21 protein-coding genes and 1 pseudogene are annotated in these 17,845 nt (G+C 70.5%); 8 read left to right on the forward strand and 14 right to left on the reverse strand.

Annotated features, from left to right (window positions below):
• Positions 1 to 74: 74 nt before the first annotated feature.
• From AC5WRT_RS24335 to AC5WRT_RS24355, 5 genes are all read right to left on the reverse strand, one after another.
• Positions 75 to 341 carry a DUF4235 domain-containing protein gene (locus AC5WRT_RS24335; RefSeq protein ID WP_496095893.1) on the reverse strand — a complete coding sequence of 89 codons (267 nt, stop codon included), beginning with the start codon at positions 339 to 341 and terminating at the stop codon, positions 75 to 77.
• Positions 342 to 346: 5 nt separating this feature from the next.
• Positions 347 to 808 (reverse strand): DUF3618 domain-containing protein, encoded by a 462-nt coding sequence (locus AC5WRT_RS24340; RefSeq protein ID WP_496095894.1) that lies wholly within the window; start codon positions 806 to 808, stop codon positions 347 to 349.
• The gene (locus tag AC5WRT_RS24345; RefSeq protein WP_496095895.1) at positions 805 to 1,176 is read right to left on the reverse strand and encodes a phage holin family protein; all 372 of its coding nucleotides are present in this window, start codon (positions 1,174 to 1,176) and stop codon (positions 805 to 807) included. The genes AC5WRT_RS24340 and AC5WRT_RS24345 overlap by 4 nt, the downstream gene beginning before the upstream one ends.
• A gap of 205 nt (positions 1,177 to 1,381) precedes the next feature.
• Positions 1,382 to 2,431: a YihY/virulence factor BrkB family protein gene (locus AC5WRT_RS24350; RefSeq protein ID WP_496095896.1), complete on the reverse strand. Its 1,050-nt coding sequence runs from the start codon at positions 2,429 to 2,431 to the stop codon at positions 1,382 to 1,384.
• Positions 2,432 to 2,554: 123 nt separating this feature from the next.
• Positions 2,555 to 3,202 carry a phosphatase PAP2 family protein gene (locus AC5WRT_RS24355; protein WP_496095897.1) on the reverse strand — a complete coding sequence of 216 codons (648 nt, stop codon included), beginning with the start codon at positions 3,200 to 3,202 and terminating at the stop codon, positions 2,555 to 2,557.
• A gap of 216 nt (positions 3,203 to 3,418) precedes the next feature.
• Between AC5WRT_RS24355 and AC5WRT_RS24360 the strand changes: the two genes are divergently transcribed.
• Positions 3,419 to 3,802, forward strand: coding sequence for a BlaI/MecI/CopY family transcriptional regulator (locus tag AC5WRT_RS24360; RefSeq protein WP_496095898.1), 384 nt, complete (start codon positions 3,419 to 3,421; stop codon positions 3,800 to 3,802).
• 212 nt (positions 3,803 to 4,014) lie between these two features.
• On the opposite strand, the gene ychF is transcribed toward AC5WRT_RS24360, so the two are convergent.
• Entirely contained in the window at positions 4,015 to 5,103 is a 1,089-nt protein-coding gene (gene ychF, locus AC5WRT_RS24365; RefSeq protein ID WP_496095899.1) for a redox-regulated ATPase YchF, read from the reverse strand.
• Positions 5,104 to 5,286: 183 nt separating this feature from the next.
• Here ychF and AC5WRT_RS24370 point away from each other — a divergent pair, with 183 nt between their 5' ends.
• Positions 5,287 to 5,832: a DUF6542 domain-containing protein gene (locus AC5WRT_RS24370; RefSeq protein ID WP_496095900.1), complete on the forward strand. Its 546-nt coding sequence runs from the start codon at positions 5,287 to 5,289 to the stop codon at positions 5,830 to 5,832.
• Positions 5,833 to 5,842: 10 nt separating this feature from the next.
• Here AC5WRT_RS24370 and ppgK read toward each other — a convergent pair whose 3' ends face one another.
• Both ppgK and AC5WRT_RS24380 read right to left on the reverse strand, forming a co-directional pair.
• Complete coding sequence (gene ppgK, locus AC5WRT_RS24375) at positions 5,843 to 6,589, reverse strand: polyphosphate--glucose phosphotransferase (protein ID WP_496095901.1); 747 nt, start codon at positions 6,587 to 6,589, stop codon at positions 5,843 to 5,845.
• A gap of 29 nt (positions 6,590 to 6,618) precedes the next feature.
• Positions 6,619 to 7,635, reverse strand: coding sequence for a 4-hydroxy-3-methylbut-2-enyl diphosphate reductase (locus AC5WRT_RS24380; RefSeq protein ID WP_496095902.1), 1,017 nt, complete (start codon positions 7,633 to 7,635; stop codon positions 6,619 to 6,621).
• A gap of 91 nt (positions 7,636 to 7,726) precedes the next feature.
• On the opposite strand from AC5WRT_RS24380, the gene xseA reads away from it, so the two are divergent.
• The 3 genes from xseA (at position 7,727) to AC5WRT_RS24395 (ending at position 9,898) form a co-directional block, all read left to right on the forward strand.
• Complete coding sequence (xseA, locus tag AC5WRT_RS24385) at positions 7,727 to 8,935, forward strand: exodeoxyribonuclease VII large subunit (protein WP_496095903.1); 1,209 nt, start codon at positions 7,727 to 7,729, stop codon at positions 8,933 to 8,935.
• Entirely contained in the window at positions 8,932 to 9,162 is a 231-nt protein-coding gene (locus AC5WRT_RS24390; RefSeq protein WP_496095904.1) for an exodeoxyribonuclease VII small subunit, read from the forward strand. The genes xseA and AC5WRT_RS24390 overlap by 4 nt, the downstream gene beginning before the upstream one ends.
• A 145-nt stretch (positions 9,163 to 9,307) precedes the next feature.
• A complete protein-coding gene (locus AC5WRT_RS24395; RefSeq protein ID WP_496095905.1) occupies positions 9,308 to 9,898 on the forward strand; it encodes a malonic semialdehyde reductase in 591 nt (196 codons plus the stop codon).
• Positions 9,899 to 9,970: 72 nt separating this feature from the next.
• On the opposite strand, the gene AC5WRT_RS24400 is transcribed toward AC5WRT_RS24395, so the two are convergent.
• The gene (locus AC5WRT_RS24400; protein ID WP_496095906.1) at positions 9,971 to 10,498 is read right to left on the reverse strand and encodes a DUF4245 domain-containing protein; all 528 of its coding nucleotides are present in this window, start codon (positions 10,496 to 10,498) and stop codon (positions 9,971 to 9,973) included.
• A gap of 128 nt (positions 10,499 to 10,626) precedes the next feature.
• Between AC5WRT_RS24400 and glpX the strand changes: the two genes are divergently transcribed.
• On the forward strand, positions 10,627 to 11,661 hold the full coding sequence (glpX, locus tag AC5WRT_RS24405; RefSeq protein WP_496095907.1) for a class II fructose-bisphosphatase: 1,035 nt from the start codon (positions 10,627 to 10,629) through the stop codon (positions 11,659 to 11,661).
• 655 nt (positions 11,662 to 12,316) lie between these two features.
• On the opposite strand, the gene AC5WRT_RS24410 is transcribed toward glpX, so the two are convergent.
• Together AC5WRT_RS24410 and AC5WRT_RS24415 are read right to left on the reverse strand one after the other, a co-directional pair.
• Positions 12,317 to 12,694, reverse strand: coding sequence for a WhiB family transcriptional regulator (locus AC5WRT_RS24410; protein WP_496095908.1), 378 nt, complete (start codon positions 12,692 to 12,694; stop codon positions 12,317 to 12,319).
• Between the two features lie 173 nt (positions 12,695 to 12,867).
• Entirely contained in the window at positions 12,868 to 13,584 is a 717-nt protein-coding gene (locus AC5WRT_RS24415) for a DUF1707 SHOCT-like domain-containing protein (RefSeq protein WP_496095909.1), read from the reverse strand.
• A gap of 156 nt (positions 13,585 to 13,740) precedes the next feature.
• Here AC5WRT_RS24415 and AC5WRT_RS24420 point away from each other — a divergent pair, with 156 nt between their 5' ends.
• Positions 13,741 to 15,411 (forward strand): fumarate hydratase, encoded by a 1,671-nt coding sequence (locus AC5WRT_RS24420; RefSeq protein ID WP_496095910.1) that lies wholly within the window; start codon positions 13,741 to 13,743, stop codon positions 15,409 to 15,411.
• On the opposite strand, the gene AC5WRT_RS24425 is transcribed toward AC5WRT_RS24420, so the two are convergent.
• The 3 genes and pseudogenes from AC5WRT_RS24425 to AC5WRT_RS24435 all read right to left on the reverse strand — a co-directional run.
• The gene (locus AC5WRT_RS24425) at positions 15,374 to 15,613 is read right to left on the reverse strand and encodes a DUF397 domain-containing protein (RefSeq protein ID WP_496095911.1); all 240 of its coding nucleotides are present in this window, start codon (positions 15,611 to 15,613) and stop codon (positions 15,374 to 15,376) included. The two genes, AC5WRT_RS24420 and AC5WRT_RS24425, sit on opposite strands and share 38 nt — an antisense overlap.
• Positions 15,606 to 16,172 carry a DUF5753 domain-containing protein gene (locus AC5WRT_RS24430; protein ID WP_496095931.1) on the reverse strand — a complete coding sequence of 189 codons (567 nt, stop codon included), beginning with the start codon at positions 16,170 to 16,172 and terminating at the stop codon, positions 15,606 to 15,608. The genes AC5WRT_RS24425 and AC5WRT_RS24430 overlap by 8 nt, the downstream gene beginning before the upstream one ends.
• A gap of 87 nt (positions 16,173 to 16,259) precedes the next feature.
• Positions 16,260 to 16,391, reverse strand: a pseudogene (locus AC5WRT_RS24435) (helix-turn-helix domain-containing protein); the annotation flags it as partial.
• A 50-nt stretch (positions 16,392 to 16,441) separates the two neighbouring features.
• Here AC5WRT_RS24435 and AC5WRT_RS24440 point away from each other — a divergent pair.
• Positions 16,442 to 17,827 carry a class II fumarate hydratase gene (locus tag AC5WRT_RS24440; protein WP_496095912.1) on the forward strand — a complete coding sequence of 462 codons (1,386 nt, stop codon included), beginning with the start codon at positions 16,442 to 16,444 and terminating at the stop codon, positions 17,825 to 17,827.
• The last annotated feature ends 18 nt before the right edge of the window (positions 17,828 to 17,845 follow it).

A 17,845-nucleotide genomic window follows, 5' to 3' on the forward strand; every position in this document is an offset into this window, starting at 1 on the left:
CCGCGGGAGGCCGGGCCGGCGGGGCTGACGCGGGACGGGCGCCGGTGATCGGCGCCTGCCGGGTCCCGGTGACGTCAGTCGGGCCAGGTGCCGGTCAGGCCGCGGACCGCGGTCGCGCCGGCGCGGTCGACGGCCGCTCTGACCCCGGCGAAGACCGCGCCCTGCAGGGTGGCGGCGAGCAGGACCTCGCGCCAGGTCCGGTCCTCGTCGGTGGCGTCAGGGGCATCCTCGCCGTGACCGAGTATCTGCCACACCTGCCTGAACACCGCGCCGGCGACCATGCCGCTGACGGCTCCGAGGGCGAATCCGACCGGCTTGTAGGCGATCTTCGAGACCTTCACCGGCCTCAGCCCTTCCGACGGCGGTACGCCAGCCATGCCGCACCGGCCAGTGCGAGGGCCGCCGTCAGCCGGATGCGGGTGTCCCGTGCCGCGCGCGCGGTCCGGGCGGCGTTGCGCCGCACCGGTTCAGGCGCCTTCTCCTCCCACACACGCCCGGCCCGGGCGACCGTGGCCCGTGCCTGCCCGGCGGCCTCGGCCGCCTTGTCCTTGACCGGGCCGGGCACCTTGTCCTGCGCCTTGTCCTGCACCTGGTGGACGACATCGGCGGCCTTGGCCCGGAGCTCGCCGGCCCTGGCGGCGGCCTGCTGTGCGACCTCGGCGGCCTTCTCCTGAGCCCGGGCCCTGACGTCGGTCCTGGCGGCCAGCGCCTGGACCGTCCGCCCGAGTTCCTCGCGGGTCTGCTCGACCTGCTCGCGCAGTTCCTCGGGGCCGGAAGCGGTCTGCTCGTCGTGAGGCGGCTGGGTCATCGGTGCGCACTCTCCTTGATCTCGGCCACGTCGGACTTCACGTTCTCGATCGTCTGCTCGGGCACGGGCGGGGCCGCCCGGCCGACCTGCTTCTTGCCCGACAGGGCCAGCACCGAGGCGATCAGGCCCAGCACCGCGGTCACGATCAACCCGGCCGCCCACACGGGCAGCGGCACCGCCAGGGCCGCGATCGCGGTGGCGACCAGGGCCTGCAAGGTCAGGAAGCCGACGACACCGGCGCCGCCGAAGAGGCCGCCGCCCCTGCCGTACCGCTTGCCCTTCTGCTTCATCTCGGCCTGCGCCAGCCTCAGTTCGCCACGTACCAGATCCGTCAGCTGCTGTGACGCCCGCTGCACAAGTTCGCTCACCGGCTCCGCGTCGGAACGCTGTGCCTCCCGGCCGGTTCCGGCAGGGGGCGGCTGCACTCGCGACACGACGATCACCTCCCGTCTTCCCGTTCGTGTCGGCCGGACGGTGTCTGGGCGCTCCGGCCGCCTGCGGGGACGCGAGTACCCCGGACGGACCGGTTCAGGGCAGTGGGCCGAGGACCGCCCGCCCGAGCGTCACAACCGGTCAGCCGTCCCCCAGCCGGCGCCGGTCCTGCTCGTCCCACTTCCGGGTGTCACGCGGCTGCGTGTACGGCTCCTCGTGCGGCGGGAATCCCCCGGCGATCGCCCGCTGCCGCACGGTCTCCGCGTCGAACTCCAGCCCCAGCAGGATCGCCAGGTTGGTGATCCACAGCCACACCAGGAAGACGATGACGCCGGCCATGGTGCCGTAGGTCTTGTTGTACGAGGCGAAGCCGGCGACGTAGAACGCGAAGGCGCCGGAGGCGGTCATCCAGATCAGCAGGGCCAGGAAACTTCCCGGCGTGATCCATCGGAAGCCCTTCACCCTGGCGTTCGGACTCGCCCAGTACAGCAGCGCGATCATGACGACGACCAGGGCCACCAGCACCGGCCACTTGGCGATCGACCACACCGTCAAGGCGGTGCTCCCGACGCCGAGGGCGGAGCCGGCCCGACGGGCCAGGCCACCGCTGAAGACCACGATGAGCGCGCTGATCACCGCCAGGACCAGCAGCACGACGGTCAGCCCGACCCGGACGGGAAGGATCTTCCACACCGGGCGCCCCTCGGGCATGTCGTAGACGGCGTTCGCGGCACGGATGAACGCCGCGACATAACCGGACGCCGACCACACCGCCACCACCAGTCCGACGACCGCCAGCACCGAGCCGATGCCCGCACTGCCCTGCACCTGCTTCACGGCCCCGGTGATGACGTCACGGGCCGATTCCGGTGCGAGCCGCCGGAGAGTGCCGAGCACCTTGTCCGTGGTCGACCTGCCGGTGAGGCCCAGGATCGACACCAGGACGAGCAGCGCCGGGAAAAGGGACAGAATCCCGTAGTAGGTGAGCGCCGCCGCGCGGTCCGTGAGCTCATCGTCCCTGAACTCCCGCAGGCTGCCCCTGAGGACCGCGCCCCACGACCGCATCGGCAGCTCCGTCGGCGCATCCGGTGCCGCCCGCTCCACCTCGGGTCCCGGCCCGGCCTCCTCCGGCCCCGGCTGCTCATCACTGCCCCGGTGGTCTTTTCGCCCTGGAAGATGCAACCTCGACATGGTGCGCCGAGTACCCGCCGCACCCACTTCTCGTCACGTCGTTCGTGGCGAGACCCGGGCTCGTCGGCGGAGGCGGGGCCGGACCCCGTGGCGGGGAGCGTGGCGGTGCCCGGCCGACCGGTTTCAGCGGACGGCGTGGGCGCCCGCGGGTGCGGCGGCGAGCAGGGGCTGGAGGGCACCGGTGCGCAGGCGCTCGACGAGCGGGAGGGCGACACGGCCCAGGACGCGGCTGGTTGCGTAGGCGATGGGCAGGGCCAGGAGGGCGGCACCGATCACGTCGTGGGGATAGTGGTCGCCGAGGTAGACGCGGGTGAAGCCCTCCAGGAGGGCGAAGGCCGCGGCGATCACCGCGAGGCGCCGTTCCAGCAGCCACAGCGCGGCGACGGTCGCCGCGGCCGTCGTGGTGTGTCCGCTGGGGAAGGCGTAGTCGGTTCGGGCGGGGCAAGCGCTGACGAAGTAGTCGTGGGGCAGCGAGTAGCACGGCCGCACTTCGGCGACGGCCTTCTTGACGATCTCCGCGACGGCGAAGGCGACCACGACGGCGACGGGGGCGGCCAGGGCGAGGGTCATGGCGGCGGTGTCGCGGCGGCGGGCCTTCCACCAGCCGACCAGCATCAGCACCGCGAAAACCCCCAGCCCGGCGTTGGTCCACAGGCTGAGTGGGGTGTTCAGCCACTTGGTGCCGCGGGCGAAGTCGGTGACGGTGGTGAACAGCGAGCCGTCGATGCCGGAGCCATCGAAGGCGAGCTGGACGGCAGGGTGGAGCGTCATCAGGCGGTATCTCCCGGAATCGAGGGAAGACGGCAGGGCCCGGTGAGCCGGGCAGAGAACGCCTACACGCCTGTAGAAGTCGGCGTCGTGTCGCACGGCCTCAGGTCGCGGCCGGGGGTGCGCCCGGGTCTGTGTGTCAGACTCGGCGTCGCCGACTTCTACGGAGTCGTAGAAGTTCTACAGGACTGTAGACGATGAATGGAAGGTAGCCAACTCGTGAACACCAGACATGCTCCGGGTGATCGCAGGCCGGGCGGTGCGCTGGAGGCCGAGGTCATGGCACTGCTGCGGTCCTCGGCTTCGGCGCTGACCCCGGGCGAGGTGCTGGAGCGCCTGGATGGCGGCCTGGCGTACAGCACCGTGGTGACGGTGCTGTCCCGCATGTTCGACAAGGGGCTTTTGATCCGGTCCAAGCACGGCCGCGCGTATGCGTACGCGCCGGTGACGGACGCCCAGGGCATGACCGCCCAGCGGATGCGACAGGTGCTGGACTCCGATCCGGACCGCGAGGCGGTGTTGGCCCGGTTCGTGGAAAGCCTGCCGGCCGGGGACGAGGAGCTGCTGCGGCAGCTCCTCGGCGACCTCGACGAGCGGGGCTGAGCACCGCGGCGGTGGCACCTGCCGCCGCTCACCCCGGCGCGGCCGGCCACCGGGAGCCGCGGCTTGCGACCTGGCTGCCGACCGCGAGCGCGCCGGCCCCGACCACGCGGGACGAATCCGCCCTGGGCACACCGAAGGGGCCGGACCCACCAGGGCCTGACCCCTTCCGGGCTGTGTCTTGACGTATTGCTCAGCGCCCGGTGACGCGGTGATCACACATTGAAGCGGAACTCCACCACGTCCCCGTCCTGCATCACATAGTCCTTGCCCTCCATGCGGGCCTTGCCCTTGGCGCGGGCCTCGGCGACCGACCCGGCGGCGACCAGGTCGTCGAAGGAGATGACCTCCGCCTTGATGAAGCCCTTCTGGAAGTCGGTGTGGATCACGCCGGCCGCCTCGGGGGCCGTGGCGCCCTTCTTGATCGTCCAGGCGCGGGACTCCTTGGGACCGGCCGTGAGGTACGTCTGGAGGCCGAGGGTGTTGAAGCCGACGCGGGCGAGGGTGGCGAGACCGGGCTCGTCCTGGCCCACCGACTGGAGGAGTTCCAGGGCCTCGTCCTCGTCCAGCTCGGCGAGGTCCGCCTCCAGCTTCGCGTTCAGGAAGATCGCCTCGGCGGGAGCGACCAGGGCGCGCTGCTCGTTCTTGAAGTCCTCGTCGACCAGTTCGTCCTCGTCGACGTTGAAGACGTACAGGAACGGCTTCGTGGTCAGCAGGTGCAGGTCGTGCAGCAGCTCGGCGCGCTCGGTGCCCTGGACGATGCCCTGGGAGAAGAGGGTGTCCCCCTTCTCCAGGATCTCCTTGGCCTCCTCGACGGCCTTGACCTTCGGGGCCACGTCCTTCTTGATGCGCGACTCCTTCTGGAGGCGCGGGAGCACCTTCTCGATGGTCTGCAGGTCCGCCAGGATCAGCTCGGTGTTGATCGTCTCGATGTCGTTCTTCGGCGAGACCTTGCCGTCGACGTGCACGACGTTCTCGTCCTTGAAGGCACGGATCACCTGGCAGATCGCGTCGGACTCGCGGATGTTCGCGAGGAACTTGTTGCCGAGACCCTCGCCCTCGGAGGCGCCGCGCACGATGCCGGCGATGTCGACGAAGTCGACCGTGGCCGGGAGGATGCGCTCGGAGCCGAAGATCGAGGACAGCTCCGCCAGACGGCCGTCGGGGACGCCCACCACACCGACGTTCGGCTCGATCGTGGCGAACGGGTAGTTGGCCGCCAGCACGTCGTTCTTGGTCAGGGCGTTGAAAAGGGTCGACTTGCCGACATTGGGCAGGCCGACGATTCCGATCGTGAGCGACACGTTGCGACTTCCCGTAGATGAGTGGGCCGGGGGTGCCAGGGGCCGGAGACCGACACTGGCCGATCCACCAGTTTACGGCGTCCGCGCCTGGCGGCTCCCGGGAGCTTCGAACGCCTGGCCAAGCTCTGTCCACCGGCGTGTCTGATGGCCTATTCGGCACATAAACAGACCTAGGTTGGTCGGGTGGAGCAACACGGAACGCGACCCCCGAACGACGGACCGCGACGCGGCACGCCGCAGCAGCGCGCCCCGCTGCCGCCGCAGGCCCGGCGCAGGCCCGGCGGCGAGCGCGGGGCTGCGGAGCCGAGCCGGCAGCCGCGGGCTCCCCGGCCCGTGCCGCCCGGGCCGCGGCTGCCGAGCCCCCGGCTCACCGGGCTCGGCGGCGGGCTGTTCTGCATCCTCCTGATGTTCCTGCTCGGCTGTCTGGACACGCTGCTGCTGGACGGGGCCCTGACCGTGTACGGCGTGCTGTTCCTGCCGGTGAGCGTCCTGACCGCGCTGTGGGTGCGGGCCGCGGACGTGCTGACCGCCCCGGTGGTCGTGCCGATCGCGTTCGCCGCGGGACTGGTCCCCGTGGCCGAGGACGGCGGGGGGCTGCTCGGCCGACTGATGGGGCTGTTCACCGGGCTCGCCACACAGGCCGGCTGGCTGTACGGCGGGACGCTGGTCGTCTGCGTGATCGTGCTCGTCCGCCGGGTGCGGTGGGTACGGCGTCGGCGCCGTGCCTGAACAAGCGCCCCTACGCCTGCTGGGCCGCTCTCATCGCCGCGCCCACGATCCCCGCGTTGTTCTGCAGTTGCGCTGGGACGATCTCGGCTCTGACGCCCTCGATGAGGTGCAGGAACTTGTCGGACTTGCGGCTGACCCCGCCGCCGATGATGAACAGCTCCGGCGAGAACAGCATCTCGACGTGCCTCAGGTACTTCTGGACGCGCCGGGCCCACTGCTCCCAGCTCAGCCGGTGGTCGTCCTTGGCCTTGCTGGAGGCCTTCTTCTCCGCGTCGTGACCGTCCAGCTCGAGGTGGCCCAGTTCCGTGTTCGGAACGAGGACGCCGTCCACGAAGACGGCACTGCCGATGCCGGTGCCAAAGGTGAGCAGGATGACCGTGCCCCTGCGGTCCCGGCCGGCACCGAACTGCATCTCGGCGACGCCCGCCGCGTCCGCGTCGTTGACGACCGTCACCGGCAGGCCACCCAGTTTGCCGCCGAACAGGGCGCGGGCGTCGGTGTCGATCCAGCTCCTGTCGACGTTCGCCGCCGTACGGACCATGGCTCCCCCGGTGACCACTCCGGGGAAGGTCGCGCCGACCGGGCCGGTCCAGCCGAAGTGGTCGATGACCTCCTTGACCCCGTCGGCCACACCGTCGGGCGTCGCCGGGTGCGGGGTGAGCACCTTGCAGCGCTCCTGGGCCAGGTCGCCCTTCTCCAGGTCCACAGGAGCGCCCTTGATGCCGGACCCGCCGATGTCCACGCCGAAGATCTGCATGGCACCACGTTACGACGGGGGTGTGGCGGTCACTCCCCGGGCGTCCCGGTACCGCCGCGCTCGGCGACCAGGGCGGCGGCCTCCTCGCGCAGGTCGCGGCGGAGCTCCTTGGGAAGGGAGAAGGTGATGGACTCCTCGGCGGCCTTGACGATCTCCACGTCGCCGTAACCGCGCTCGGCGAGCCACTCGAGGACCTGCTCGACCAGCACGTCGGGGACCGAGGCGCCGGAGGTGACGCCGACCGTGTCCACGCCCTCCAGCCAGGCCTCGTCGATCTCGTCGGCGAAGTCCACCAGGCGGGCCTCGCGGGCGCCGGCGAGCTTGGCGACCTCCACCAGCCGCTTGGAGTTGGAGGAGTTGCGCGAGCCGACGACGACGACCAGGTCGGCCTCGGCACCCATCTGCTTCACGGCGAGCTGACGGTTCTGCGTCGCGTAGCAGATGTCGTCGCTGGGCGGGGAGACCAGGCCCGGGAACTTGGTCTTCAGGGCGTCGACGGTCTCCATGGTCTCGTCCACGGACAGGGTGGTCTGGGACAGCCAGACCACCCTGGACGGGTCGCGGACCTCGACCTTGTCGACGTCCGCGGGGCCGTCGACGAGCTGGATGTGGTCGGGGGCCTCGCCGGAGGTGCCGATGACCTCCTCGTGGCCCTCGTGGCCGATCAGGAGGATGTCGTAGTCCTCCTTGGCGTAGCGTACGGCTTCCTTGTGGACCTTGGTGACCAGCGGGCAGGTGGCGTCGATGGTGGCGAGCCGGCCCCGCTCGGCCTCCTCGTGCACGACCGGGGCGACGCCGTGCGCCGAGAACATGACGATGTTGCCGGGCGGCACCTCCTCCGTCCGCTCGACGAAGACGGCGCCCTTCTTCTCCAGGGTCTGCACGACGTACTTGTTGTGGACGATCTCGTGCCGGACGTAGATCGGGGCCCCGTACTGTTCGAGGGCCTTCTCGACGGCGATCACGGCACGGTCCACACCGGCGCAGTAGCCCCGGGGGGCGGCGAGCAGGACACGGCGGCCAGACGAAGCGGTCATGCCTCCCATCGTAGGGTGCGTGCGGCGGCGCCCGGCCACCCGGCCAGGCGCGTGCTCGGCGCGGCCCCCCTTGTCAGTACGCCCCGTTACTCTCGAGCCCATGGCTGCAAAGACCACCCCCGAAGCGCCGCTCCCCGTCGGTGAGGTCTCCCGGCTGATCGGGGGGTGGATCGACCGGCTCGGGGCGGTGTGGGTCGAGGGGCAGATCACGCAGCTGGCACGGCGGCCCGGCGCCGGGGTCGTGTTCCTGACGCTGCGGGACCCGTCGTACGACGTCTCCGTGAGCGTGACCTGCTACCGGCAGGTGTTCGACGCGGTCGCAGACGTGGTGGGAGAGGGCGCCCGTGTCGTCGTCCTGGCGAAGCCGGAGTGGTATGCCCCCCGGGGTCAGCTCTCGCTGCGCGCCGCCGAGATCCGACCCGTCGGCGTCGGTGAGCTGCTGGCGCGGCTGGAGCAGCTGAAGAAGGCGCTCGCGGCCGAGGGGCTGTTCGCGCCGGAGCGGAAGAAGCCGCTGCCGTTCCTGCCGCAGCTGATCGGCCTCGTCTGCGGTCGCGCCTCGGCCGCGGAGCGGGACGTGCTGGAGAACGCCCGGCACCGCTGGCCCGCCGTCCGCTTCGAGGTGCGCAACGTCCCGGTGCAGGGGGTGCACGCCGTTCCGCAGGTCGTGCAGGCGGTGAAGGAGCTGGACGAGATCGAGGACGTCGATGTGATCATCGTCGCCCGTGGCGGCGGCAGCGTGGAGGACCTGCTGCCGTTCTCCGACGAGCAGCTCGTGCGGGCGGTGGCCGAGTGCCGTACGCCCGTCGTCTCCGCCATCGGGCACGAGCCGGACAACCCGCTCCTGGACCACGTGGCGGACCTGCGCGCCTCCACCCCCACCGACGCGGCGAAGAAGGTCGTGCCGGACGTGGGTGAGGAGTTCGAGCGGGTGCGGATGCTGCGGGACCGGGCCCGGCGCTGCATGAACGCCTTCGTCGAGCGGGAGGGGCGGGGGCTGGCGCACGCCCTGGCCCGCCCGTCGATAGAGGATCCGCACCGGATGATCGACGAGCGCGCCGACCATGTGGCGTCCCTCGTCGAGCGGAGCCGGCGGACTCTCGGCCATCTTCTGGACCGCGCGGACTCGGAGCTGACGCACACGCACGCGCGCGTGGTGGCGCTCTCCCCCGCGGCCACGCTCCAGCGCGGCTACGCGGTGCTCCAGAGGGGCGACGGGCACGTGGTGCGCGGCCCGGACGAGGTGACGGACGGCGAGGCGCTGCGGGCGCGGGTCGCCGAGGGTGAATTCACGGTGAAGGTGGGCGAATGACGAGCAAGGTGGACGAGGCTCTCTCCTACGAGCAGGCGCGGGACGAGCTGATCGAGGTCGTACGACGCCTGGAGGCGGGCGGTACGACGCTGGAGGAGTCCCTGGCGCTGTGGGAGCGCGGCGAGGAACTCGCGAAGGTGTGCCGGCGCTGGCTGGAGGGGGCGCGGGCACGGCTGGACGCGGCGCTGGCCGAGGAGGAGGCGGACGGAGAGGAGGACGCCGAGTAGGCATCGGCCGCTCGGCTGTGAAGCGAGCCACTGCGGGCAGGGCTTTGTTGAAGCTTGAACTTCACTGGCGTAGGGTCGTCCCGTCAGCCGATCCGGACCGCGGTCCGGTACGTCGGATCACGAACGCCTTCTAGGAAGTTCACGCATGTCTCTCGTTCTTGACCCCGCCGCCCAGGACCTGCTGTTCCGCGAGGCCCGCACCGCCAACACCTTCACCGACGAGCCGGTGACCGACGAGCAGGTCCAGGCCATCTACGACCTGGTCAAGTTCGGTCCGACCTCCATGAACCAGTCGCCGCTGCGCATCACCCTGGTCCGCTCCCCCGAGGCCCGTGAGCGCCTGGTACGGCACATGGCCGAGGGCAACCAGCCGAAGACCGCCGCCGCCCCGCTGGTCGCGATCCTCTCCGCGGACAACGAGTTCCACGAGGAGCTGCCGGAGCTCTTCCCGCACTTCCCGCAGGCCAAGGACCTCTTCTTCGGCGAGCGCTCGGTGCGCGAGAGCAACGCCGCACTGAACGCCACCCTGCAGGCCGCCTACTTCATCATCGGCGTCCGTGCCGCCGGCCTCGCCGCCGGCCCGATGACCGGCCTCGACTTCGAGGGCGTCCGCAAGGAGTTCCTGGACGACGACCACACCCCGCTGATGGTGGTCAACATCGGCAAGCCGGGCCCGGACGCCTGGTTCCCGCGCTCTCCGCGCCTGGCGTACGAGGACGTCGTCACGACCGTCTGAGCGGATCCGCACAGCGAGAGACCCCCGGCACCGCCGGGGGTCTCTTCGCGTACGGGAGGGTCTGCGGCGCGGTCACCGCGTCCTCAGCGCCGCCGCCATCTTCGTCAGCTCCGCGAAGGACGCCGTGCCCGCCACGACCGTGGTGGAGCCGGGCGTGCCGTTCAGGACCAGGGCGTCGTAGCGGCCGCCCGTGTACCGCGTCCAGGTACGGCCGTCGATCGTCTCGGTCTGCTTCGTCGCCGACGCGCCCTGGCTGGCCTCGTCGATGAAGTCGGCCGGCTTCTGCGTGGACTGCTCGATCTGCACGTACTGGCTGTCCGGGGTCTGGAAGCCGAGGTGCCACCGGTCGCCGTTCTCGCCCTGGAAGCGTACGGAGGTCGCTTTCCAGGTACTCGGCAGGCCCTCGGGTGCCGCCACCGGGTAGCTCGCCGCACGGCGGGCCGTGGCCAGCTCGACCCGGTAGTCGACCCGCTTGATGTCGGGAGCGTGATCGTCGTGCGGGATGGAGAGGAAGTAGACGACCGCCGCCGCGATGCCGATCAGGGCCAGGGAGAGGATCATGTCCCGGGCCGTCTTCTGCTTGCCGTTCGAACCTGCCACGCCCCCTATCGTCGCAGGTGCCCCAAGCGCTCATCCGTGGGGTCCCCTGCTCATTTTGTCTGCCTAACGATAGAGTCAGGGACCAACACCCTCATCCGGCCGTCGTCGTATCAGAAAGGTGCGCTCCGATGACCGAAAATCATCACCTGCCGTCCGAGCTGGACGTTCCCTCCGAGGCTCCCGACCGCAACCTCGCCCTGGAGCTCGTCCGGGTGACCGAAGCCGCCGCCATGGCAGCCGGCCGCTGGGTGGGGCGCGGCGACAAGAACGGCGCCGACGGTGCCGCAGTCCGCGCCATGCGAACCCTCGTCTCCACCGTGTCGATGAACGGCGTCGTCGTCATCGGCGAGGGTGAGAAGGACGAGGCCCCGATGCTCTTCAACGGGGAGCACGTGGGCGACGGCACCGGTCCCGAGGTCGACATCGCGGTCGACCCGATCGACGGCACCACCCTGACGGCCAAGGGCATGCCGAACGCGATCGCCGTGCTCGCCGCGGCCGAGCGGGGCGCCATGTTCGACCCGTCCGCCGTGTTCTACATGGACAAGCTGGTCACCGGCCCCGAGGCCGCCGACTTCGTCGACATCGACGCGCCCGTGGCGGTCAACATCAAACGGATCGCCAAGGCGAAGAAGTCCACACCCGAGGACGTGACCGTCGTCATCCTGGACCGGCCGCGGCACGAGAGCCTGATCAGGGAGGTCCGGGAGGCCGGCGCGCGCATCAAGCTGATCTCCGACGGCGACGTGGCGGGCTCGATCTACGCGCTGCGCGAGGGCACCGGGGTCGACCTCCTGCTCGGTGTCGGCGGTACGCCCGAGGGCATCATCTCGGCCTGTGCCGTGAAGTGCCTGGGCGGGACGATCCAGGGCAAGCTCTGGCCCAAGGACGACGAGGAACGGCAGCGGGCGATCGACGCCGGGCACGATCTGGACCGGGTGCTCACCACGGACGACCTGGTCTCGGGCGAGAACGTGTTCTTCGTCGCCACCGGGATCACCGACGGCGAGCTGCTGCGGGGTGTGCGCTACCGGTCGGAGACCGCGCTCACCGAGTCGATCGTGATGCGGTCGAAGTCGGGGACGGTGCGCAGGATCGACTCCGAGCACCGGTTGAGCAAACTGCGGGCATACAGCGCGATCGACTTCGACCGGGCCAAGTAGCGCCTGCCGCGAGTGCGGTCCGCCGCCCGGCGGGCCGCGCCCGCGCGGCGGAGCCGGATGTCGAACGCAGCCCCGCGCCCCTGAGGCACGGGCACGTCCTCTGTGCGGAGAGGGCGGCCCGCCTCCACCGCCCCCCGCACGTTGCCCGAAGCGCGACCGCGCGGCGTCAGGTGCGTGCTCTCGGCGTGCCGGCCCCAGGCTCTCGCACTGGGCGTAGTCGGGTCTGGGGCCGATGCGGCGAGCGGGAACACCTCCCACGCCCTTGAGGCAGTGGGGGAGCGTGCCGGGCGTCGCGCCGCACACGGGAATTGCCAGACAGGCCAGTGGCGTCCGGTGCGTGCTGCCGGCGTGCCGGCCCGAGGCCCTCGTACTGGACGTACGCGGACTTCCGGTCGGTGCGGCGAGCGGAACACCTCCCACGCCCTTGAGGCAGTGGTGGAGCGTGCCGGGCGTCGCGAGGGGGCGAACCTCGCCTGTTGGGGCACTAGGGCGTGTTTCGAAAGTCCCGCCTGGTCCGCGACGCCTGGCACGGCACCTCGCCGCGTTGCCGGGATCGTCCACGTACGGCCCGGTACGAGGACGACCCTCCGCCTTGCGATGCAAGACGCCGCGGACCCCGCCCTCCGGGCGGACGACGCTACTTTCGAAACACGCCCTAGCCGGCTATGCGGTTCGCCGCCGTCGCCCGCGCCGCCTTCTTCAGCTCCATCTCCCGGCGGCGGCGCCGGGCCAGGACCACTCGGCGCTCCGCTGCCGTGAGGCCGCCCCAGACGCCGTACGGCTCGGGCTGGAGGAGGGCGTGTTCACGGCACTCGACCATCACCGGGCAGCGGGCGCAGACGCGCTTGGCCGCCTCCTCGCGGGAGAGCCGGGCCGCGGTCGGCTCCTTCGAGGGGGCGAAGAACAGGCCCGCCTCGTCGCGTCGGCACACGGCCTCGGTGTGCCAGGGAGCGTCCTGGTCCCGGTCTCGCGCTGGCAGCCGCTGGGCCGGAACGGCGGCTACCTGCAGGGACGAATGCGGCGGTTGCAGCACGGTCTACTCCTGACGACGGCTTCGCGAGCGAGAGACGATGCAGCAAGCCCTACCCGCTGTGCGCACGCCTATGCACAGCGTTCGCAGTTGGGAGCGCACGGCGGCTCGTTCACGCCCCACCGGACCGGCACAGCAGGAACGGAGCCCTCCGTTCACCTGTGGATTCGCGGCCGTCAATGCCCCAGGTGTTTGCGCAGCTTCCTGTCGACCTTGTCCTGGACCCGCTCCAGCTTCCGGTCGACCTTGCTCTGCACCCGGTCCAGGATGTCCGCCACGCGCCTGCCACGCCTGGGGCGCGCCTCCACGTTGCCGAGGACGGCCCAGCCGTCGACGTAGACGACCGGCGCCTCGGAGTCGACCGAGTCCAGGGTGTCCACCTCGAAGTTGCCGAGGACGCCGCCTCCGGTGCCGCGCAGCGACACGTTCTCCGGGACACGGATCTGGACGTCACCGAAGACCGAGACGGCCTTGATCACGACCTGCTGGTACTCGAAGATCGCCTCGCTGAGGTCGATCTCGACACTGCCGAAGACCGAGTACGCGTGGATGCGGCGGCCGGCGCGCCAGCGGCCCCGACGCACGGCGCTGCTGAAGACGGCGACGACATTGGCGTCCGCCTCGTGCGGTATCGCACCCGGGGTGGGGCGGGGTGGCACGGGCGTGTAGGCGGGCGCGGGGCGCCGATGGGCGGCGGGCAGGTCCCGGATGAAGACGTCCAGCTCGCCCACCGTCTTGGCGGCGAGGACGCCCTCGACGCGCTCGGCATGCTCGTCGGCCGTCAGCCGCCCCTCGGCCAGGGCATCGCGGAGGATCTCGGCGATGCGGTCACGGTCGGCGTCCGAGGCACGCAGCTCGGAGACAGGTGCTTCGGTGTGCTTCTGAAGGTCCACGCCGACAGCGTACCGAAACGCGATAGATCGCGACTAGGGGTGTGGACGACGGACTGAGCCTTACCTCACAGGTTCCGCGCCGGTGGCAGGTTCTAGGCTGGTGAGGCCCGCCAGCGTCGGCGGGCGGCCGTCCGTCAGAGTGAGGAATGGGCTGAGATGCCTGAGTTCGCGTACACCGATCTGCTCCCCCAGGGAGAGGACACCACTCCGTACCGGCTGGTGACGTCCGAGGGCGTCTCCACCGTGGAGGGCCCGGACGGGCGGACGTTCCTCAAGGTGGAGCCGGAGGCGCTGCGCAAGCTGGCCGAGGAGGCCGTCCACGACATCCAGCACTACCTGCGCCCCGCCCACCTCGCCCAGCTGCGCCGGATCATCGACGACCCCGAGGCGTCCGGCAACGACAAGTTCGTCGCCCTGGACCTGCTGAAGAACGCGAACATCGCCGCGGCCGGCGTGCTGCCCATGTGCCAGGACACCGGCACGGCGATCGTGATGGGCAAGCGCGGCCAGAACGTCCTCACCGAGGGCGAGGACGAGAAGCACCTCTCCCACGGCATCTACGACGCCTACACCAAGCTGAACCTGCGCTACTCGCAGATGGCTCCGCTCACCATGTGGGAGGAGAAGAACACCGGCTCCAACCTTCCGGCCCAGGTCGAGCTGTACGCCACGGACGGCGGCGCCTACAAGTTCCTGTTCATGGCCAAGGGCGGCGGCAGCGCCAACAAGAGCTTCCTCTACCAGGAGACGAAGGCCGTCCTGAACGAGGCCTCCATGATGAAGTTCCTGGAGGAGAAGATCCGCTCGCTCGGTACGGCCGCCTGCCCGCCGTACCACCTGGCGATCGTCGTCGGCGGCACCAGCGCCGAGTACGCGCTGAAGACCGCGAAGTACGCCTCCGCGCACTACCTGGACAACATGCCGACCGAGGGCTCGCCGCTCGGCCACGGCTTCCGGGACGAGGAGCTGGAGGAGAAGGTCTTCGAGCTGACCCAGAAGATCGGCATCGGCGCGCAGTTCGGCGGCAAGTACTTCTGCCACGACGTCCGCGTGGTCCGCCTTCCCCGGCACGGCGCGTCCTGCCCGGTCGCCATCGCGGTGTCCTGCTCGGCCGACCGCCAGGCGCTGGCGAAGATCACCCCCGAAGGCGTCTTCCTGGAGCAGCTGGAGACGGACCCGGCGCGGTTCCTGCCGGAGACGACGGACGAGCACCTGGACGAGTCCGGCGACGTCGTGAAGATCGACCTCAACCAGCCGATGGACACGATCCTCGCGGAGCTGACCAAGTACCCGGTGAAGACCCGCCTGTCCCTCACCGGGCCGCTGGTCGTGGCCCGCGACATCGCGCACGCGAAGATCAAGGAACGGCTGGACGCGGGCGAGGAGATGCCGCAGTACCTCAAGGACCACCCGGTGTACTACGCCGGCCCGGCCAAGACCCCGGAGGGCTACGCCTCCGGCTCCTTCGGTCCCACGACGGCGGGCCGCATGGACTCCTACGTCGAACAGTTCCAGGCGGCGGGCGGCTCCAAGGTGATGCTGGCGAAGGGCAACCGCTCGAAGCAGGTCACCGACGCGTGCGCCGCGCACGGCGGTTTCTACCTCGGCTCCATCGGCGGCCCCGCCGCGCGCCTCGCCCAGGACTGCATCAAGAAGGTCGAGGTCCTGGAGTACGAGGAGCTGGGCATGGAGGCGGTCTGGAAGATCGAGGTCGAGGACTTCCCGGCGTTCGTCGTCGTGGACGACAAGGGCAACGACTTCTTCCAGGATCCCGCCCCGCAGCCGACGTTCACCACGATTCCGGTGCGGGGGCCGGGGCTGGCGTAACGACCCAGGTCACGAACCACGACCAGGCCGACCGACCGAAGACGACGGCCGGACCGTGCGGGGCCTTGGAGTCCCGCACGGGGAGGCCGTGGGGGTGGTGGTCCACCATTTCGAGGCAGTCGGTCGCGTTGCCGCCGCTGCAGGAGGACTTGCGCCAGCCCTTCACTGCGGAAGCGTCGGGAATCATGTGCCGCTCAGTCATCGTGGCCGTGTTCCTTCGCGATCGACCGCATCACCGCCACAGACTCCTTCTGTGGCAGTGCTTCTCCCAGTACGAGATCGCAGGTCGCCTGAATGCGCCGGACCAGCGCCGGTTCGTCGTGCACCGTGCCGGTGAGGAACGCCTCGCCGTAGACGGCCGGCGGCTGGTCCTCGAACCACATCAGCTTGGCCCGGCCGACGAGCAGCGGATAACAGCCCGTACCGAGCGGCACCACATGCACCCGAATCCGCTCGTCCTCCACCAGCCGTACCAAGTGGGCGACCTGCTCTGCCATCACCTCGGGACCGCCGATCGGCCGCCGCAGGACCACCTCGTCGCGCAATGCCCGGACCACCGGTGTGCGCGGGTCGTCCAGGATCCGAGCCCGCTCGAGCCGAGTGGCAACAGCCCCGGCACGCACCTTCTTGCCCATGGGCGGATAGGAAGCGTCCCGCAGCACGGCGTCCGCGTACGCCTCGGTCTGCAGAAAACCGGGCACGAACGACGGCGCGAACTCAGCGTCGACCAGCTTCCGGCCGGGGAACGAGGCCAGGGTCATGGCACCGCTCTTCCCTTTCGTGTCGGGGACGCTGTCCAACCTCCGTGCCTCCTCCCTGGAAGGCACTCTCCTCCCCGCCTCGATGTGCGCGATGTGCGTCCGCGACATGATCGCCGCATCGGCCGGCTGCTGTTGCGTCAGTCCCGACGCCTCCCGCTGCTGCCGGAGCCAGTCGCCGTACGCCGTCCCCACAGGCACCCCTTGCAATCGGCCACTCACCGAGCGCAACGAGCGGGAACAATGCGGCGTGCCCGATCGCTGTGACTGCCATGAGCGACTACCGCATCGAGCACGACTCCATGGGCGAGGTCCGCGTCCCGGCGACGGCGAAGTGGCGCGCCCAGACGCAGCGTGCCGTCGAGAACTTCCCCATCTCCGGCCGGCGCCTCGAACGGGCCCACATCGAAGCGCTCGCGCGGATCAAGGGTGCCGCCGCCAAGGTGAACGCGCAGCTCGGTGTGCTCGACAAGGGCATCGCCGAGGCGATCCAGGACGCGGCGGAGGAGGTCGCCGAGGGGCGATGGGACGAACAGTTCCCCGTCGACGTGTTCCAGACCGGGTCCGGAACGTCGTCCAACATGAACACCAACGAGGTCGTCGCGACCCTGGCGAGCGAGCGGCTCGGCCGTGACGTGCATGCGAACGACCACGTCAACGCCTCCCAGTCGTCCAACGACGTCTTCCCCTCCTCCCTCCACATCGCCGCCACCGCCGCCGTCACCCGCGACCTGATCCCCGCTCTGGAACACCTCGCCGCCGCCCTGGCCCGCAAGTCCGATGAGTTCGCCGACGTCGTGAAGTCCGGGCGGACCCACCTCATGGACGCGACCCCCGTGACGCTGGGCCAGGAGTTCGGCGGGTACGCCGCCCAGATCCGCTACGGCGTCGAGCGGCTGAAGGCGTCCCTGCCCCGGCTGGCCGAGCTGCCGCTGGGCGGTACCGCCGTGGGCACCGGCATCAACACCCCGCCGGGTTTCTCCGCCGCCGTCATCGAGGAGGTCGCCCGTGTCACCGGGCTGCCGCTCACCGAGGCCCGGGACCATTTCGAGGCGCAGGGCGCCCGGGACGGGATCGTGGAGACCAGCGGGCAGCTCAGGACCATCGCGGTCGGGCTGACGAAGATCGCCAACGATCTGCGGTGGATGGCGTCGGGGCCGAGGACCGGTCTCGCCGAGATCCGGCTCCCGGACCTGCAGCCGGGGTCGTCCATCATGCCGGGCAAGGTCAACCCGGTGATTCCCGAAGCCGTCCTGATGGTGGCCGCACAGGTCATCGGCAACGACGCCACCATCGCCACCGCCGGCGCGTCCGGGAACTTCGAGCTGAACGTGATGCTCCCGGTCATCGCCAAGAACGTGCTGGAGTCGATCCGGCTGCTGGCCAACGTCTCACGGCTGCTGGCCGATCGGACGGTGGACGGCATCACCGCCGACCGGGAGCGCGCCCGGGAGTACGCGGAGTCGTCCCCGTCCGTGGTCACCCCGCTGAACAAGTACATCGGCTACGAGGAGGCCGCGAAGGTCGCCAAGAAGTCCCTCGCGGAGCGGAAGACGATCCGGCAGGTCGTGCTGGAGAGCGGGTACGTCGAACGGGGCGACCTGACGGTGGAGCAGCTGGACGAGGCGCTGGATGTCCTGCGGATGACGCGCCCGTGACCACGAGCGAACCTTTCC

The organism is Streptomyces sp. NTD91 (assembly GCF_059510455.1).

Coding starts and splice junctions, on each gene's coding strand:
- AC5WRT_RS24340 (WP_496095894.1), bottom strand. CDS start 808: ATGACCCAGCCGCCTCACGACGAGCAGACCGCTTCCGGCCCCGAGGAA.
- AC5WRT_RS24350 (WP_496095896.1), bottom strand. CDS start 2,431: ATGTCGAGGTTGCATCTTCCAGGGCGAAAAGACCACCGGGGCAGTGAT.
- AC5WRT_RS24355 (WP_496095897.1), bottom strand. CDS start 3,202: ATGACGCTCCACCCTGCCGTCCAGCTCGCCTTCGATGGCTCCGGCATC.
- ppgK (WP_496095901.1), bottom strand. CDS start 6,589: ATGCAGATCTTCGGCGTGGACATCGGCGGGTCCGGCATCAAGGGCGCT.
- AC5WRT_RS24380 (WP_496095902.1), bottom strand. CDS start 7,635: ATGGGAGGCATGACCGCTTCGTCTGGCCGCCGTGTCCTGCTCGCCGCC.
- xseA (WP_496095903.1), top strand. CDS start 7,727: ATGGCTGCAAAGACCACCCCCGAAGCGCCGCTCCCCGTCGGTGAGGTC.
- AC5WRT_RS24390 (WP_496095904.1), top strand. CDS start 8,932: ATGACGAGCAAGGTGGACGAGGCTCTCTCCTACGAGCAGGCGCGGGAC.
- AC5WRT_RS24395 (WP_496095905.1), top strand. CDS start 9,308: ATGTCTCTCGTTCTTGACCCCGCCGCCCAGGACCTGCTGTTCCGCGAG.
- glpX (WP_496095907.1), top strand. CDS start 10,627: ATGACCGAAAATCATCACCTGCCGTCCGAGCTGGACGTTCCCTCCGAG.
- AC5WRT_RS24420 (WP_496095910.1), top strand. CDS start 13,741: ATGCCTGAGTTCGCGTACACCGATCTGCTCCCCCAGGGAGAGGACACC.
- AC5WRT_RS24425 (WP_496095911.1), bottom strand. CDS start 15,613: ATGACTGAGCGGCACATGATTCCCGACGCTTCCGCAGTGAAGGGCTGG.
- AC5WRT_RS24430 (WP_496095931.1), bottom strand. CDS start 16,172: ATGACCCTGGCCTCGTTCCCCGGCCGGAAGCTGGTCGACGCTGAGTTC.
- AC5WRT_RS24440 (WP_496095912.1), top strand. CDS start 16,442: ATGAGCGACTACCGCATCGAGCACGACTCCATGGGCGAGGTCCGCGTC.